Annotated in this window: 3 protein-coding genes; 2 read left to right on the top strand and 1 reads right to left on the bottom strand. The window is 38.7% G+C overall.

Translation table 11 applies throughout. The annotated features are described in order from the left end of the window. Positions 1-205: 205 nt before the first annotated feature. Positions 206-1,738, bottom strand: coding sequence for a nucleoside hydrolase-like domain-containing protein (locus tag Q0L68_RS18330; RefSeq protein ID WP_296705704.1), 1,533 nt, complete (start codon positions 1,736-1,738; stop codon positions 206-208). A gap of 383 nt (positions 1,739-2,121) precedes the next feature. Between Q0L68_RS18330 and Q0L68_RS18325 the strand changes: the two genes are divergently transcribed. Together Q0L68_RS18325 and Q0L68_RS18320 are read left to right on the top strand one after the other, a co-directional pair. Then, positions 2,122-2,853 (top strand): DUF3667 domain-containing protein, encoded by a 732-nt coding sequence (locus Q0L68_RS18325; protein ID WP_296705703.1) that lies wholly within the window; start codon positions 2,122-2,124, stop codon positions 2,851-2,853. Between the two features lie 200 nt (positions 2,854-3,053). Continuing rightward, positions 3,054-3,391: c-type cytochrome domain-containing protein (locus tag Q0L68_RS18320; protein ID WP_296705702.1), on the top strand; the 338-nt coding region annotated here is incomplete at its 3' end.

Genomic DNA, 3,391 nt, shown 5'->3' with positions numbered 1-3,391 from the left:
TGGATTTTTGGTCCTTTTGGGCCAAGCCAAAAGGACGTTGAAGAAAAAGGAAATTTAAAATTGAATAAAGAAATCAATGATAAAAGTTCGGGATTGAAAATCCCAACTGAACCATTTGAATAGGATGGAGGAAATGTTTTTTAATTTCGAATGGTGAATGATGAATAGCTAATTGGTGGAACAATTACAACCTCGACAACATTTCCTACCTCACCTCCACCACAAACCTTTGATATCTTGTCATTGGATGAACACCATTATCTTTCACCTCAGCAATTACATGCAATTGACCAATAGAATTAGCATCTAAATTCACAGTTGCTTTCATCCCATCAGCACTTAAAGTGGCCTCTCCTGCATAGGTTCCAACTTCTTTGTAAATCCAAAATTTAGTTTCCAATTGATCTCCATCCGGATCTGTTGCATTTATTTCAATAGTGAAAGTTTCACCGGGTTTCGCAGTCATACGAGACGGAGTAATAGCTGTTATCTCAGGAGAATGATTTGCATCTGCATAATCCATTACACACCAGTCTGCTCTGGCAGCGAAATCCTGCTGAATAGCCTCCACCCATCTAATCTGAGGATAGGTTGCATCCATTTTATCAGTAAATGGATTATAATCCAATACATCACCACCATCTTCCCAACGATTCAGTTGATCGGCAGACTGCTCCAATCTACCTCCCCAACCACCCCATTCGGGATGATTGAGATTATCTAAACCCACATCAATCAAGTGTAAGTAGGCAGGTGAATCTCCTTCAGAAATAAAATCATAAACCCCGAAAGTTCCCCACTGCGCATTTTCCAACTTGGTAGGATCTCCGTGGATATGTTCATCATCCCCTTCTTGATGTTGCCCATCGCCATAACTATAATACTGCTTAAGTAAAGGGCCATGATTATTGATGATTTCATCTCCCATAAACTCACCTTCAAAAAGAAAGTGCTGAGATTCTGGAACTGCATTTTGCCAGGCGTAGGCAAAACACCAAAATTGACTGGAATTATAGAAAATCTTTAAATCAGGCCAGTTGGGCTCAACATACTTTCTATAAGTAGCATCCTGATCCAGGATAGCATAAATGATAGCTTTATCAATCACTTTTTGATATACCCCCTCCCATTCAGGCGTCCCTTTATATTCATCTTCAATGGATTTTAAAGCCCTCGCAATGGTATTTGTCCCACCCCAAGCCTGTAAGTAAATCGGTTCCCTATTCTCATCCAGAAGTTTGGCTTTGATGAAATCCGAACCTTCCGTATCCACTTCCATTTCTCCTTCGAAGTCGATATTCCCAACTCTCACCACACTTCTTAAATAATCCGCTGTCGGAAAGCCTTCTGCATGTTGGTTTAGCTTGGGATAAACTTCCTCATAGGCATCTAAAAGAGGATTCATCCACTCCACTCCTGGCCAACGAAGATCCGTCTTTGCTCCATACATATTCTTGGTCATTTCCATCTCTGAAGTAAAAAGTGTACCATTTCCATCCCCTTTGTAATGCCACATGGAACTGCTATAAATCAAACCTTCGATCTGAAATTCATTCGCATAAAGCAGCATCCGGATATATGAATCCACATCATCAATTTCCCCATCGGTGGTGACAATGGTTCGGGGCTTTTGAATTGGAGGGGAAGTTACCTCAACTGTTTCTGGTTTAGGATCACAAGAAACCAAAATCAAAAAAAGAGCAAAGAATGCGAAAGAATGTTTTTTATAGTAGTTCATAGACTGGGGTCTTAATGCGTCTCAAATTAGAAAACCCAAGTGTAAATACAATACGAGGGAGATAAATATGAAGTACGAAATTTGAAGTACGATAACTAAAAACTCACAACAACGACAACATTTCTAACTTTTTCAAAAAGACTCTTAATTACAATAGATTCTAAGTACGATCGACGAAGTACGAGATCCAAGAACCGACAACTCACAATTCACAACCACTACAACATTTCCAACCTCCTATTCCCTTATCCCTTCTCTCCACAAGGAAACGCAATGACGGTACAACCCACAACTACCACAAAAGAAATTTTATTTAAATCTCTAATTATATACTTTAGAAATCAGGAAGTATCAACAAAACATAAAGTTTAAAACAACACTGGATGCAGGATCAAAAAAGTGAAGCGTATTGCAAAAAATGTGAAACCAAACTTAGTGGCAGTTATTGTTTTAATTGTGGTGCGCCTATTCAATTAAATAGGATTGATAGAAAATATGTTTTCAATGAGATTGGAAGTGTTCTCAATTTTGACAAAGGTATTTTATATACCATTAAAGAACTGCTCTTACGGCCGGGGAAAACGGTACAGGAATTTATTCTAGAGGACAGAAATCGAATCGTAAAACCTATAGTATTTATTATAATCTGTTCACTTATTTATACCCTATTCCAACGGCTATTACATTTCGAAGATGGCTATGTTAACTACTCAGAGGGAGACACTTCCACCTCCTCGCTGATTTTTGAATGGGTTTCAAATAACTATGGTTACGCCAATATAATAATGGCCTTATTTATCGCCCTTTGGATCAAAATTTTCTTTAAAAAATACGGATACAACTATTTTGAAATCCTAATCCTACTCTGCTTTACCATGGGAATGGGAATGCTGTTTTTCTCGGTATTTGGGATAATTGACAGTATGGTTGAAATGACCATAATAGACAAGGGTTTCTTATTGGGGATCTTTTACATCGCCTGGGCAATTGGGCAATTCTTCGATAAGAAGAAGTTTTTCAACTATATAAAAGCCTTTATAGCTTACATGCTGGGTTTTATTACATTCACCATAGGAGTGTTATTGATCGGATTCTTGATTGATTATGTGAAGTAAAAAAAGCTGCGCAATGACGGAACCGACAACCGACAACCAACAGCATTTCTAAATACCTTTTCCCTAATCCCTGCTCTCCATAACGAAACGCAATGACGGGCCAACCGACAACTCACAACCCACAACATTTCCAACTTCATAAAAAACCATTTCCGATAATCCCCAATTTCCAGTAGTTTAAGAGATAGATTATTCTAGCAATGAATCCGAAGTTTCTTATTCTATTAAGCATTCTCTTTATTTTTTATTCCTGCACTCCTGAGCTACCAGAAAAAGTGCAAATTGCCTATGATGAATTGCCGGAGGCAGTGGATTTCAACATCCATGTAAAACCCATCTTATCGGACAAGTGCTTCGCCTGTCACGGTCCTGATCTGGCAGCTCAAAAAGCCGGTTTAAGCCTCCACACTCCTGATATGGCTTTTATTGACTTACCTAATTCTCCCGGAAAAAAGGCGATCACTCGGGGCAACCTTCGAAAAAGCGAGCTCTTTCATCGGATAATTTCTGAGGATGCTGAGTATAAGATGCCATCTCT

The sequence above is a fragment of the Algoriphagus sp. genome, from assembly GCF_024642405.1.
Lineage (GTDB): Bacteria > Bacteroidota > Bacteroidia > Cytophagales > Cyclobacteriaceae > Algoriphagus.
The sequence above is the reverse complement of the archived record's forward strand: the minus strand, read 5'-3'. Positions and strand labels throughout refer to the sequence as shown.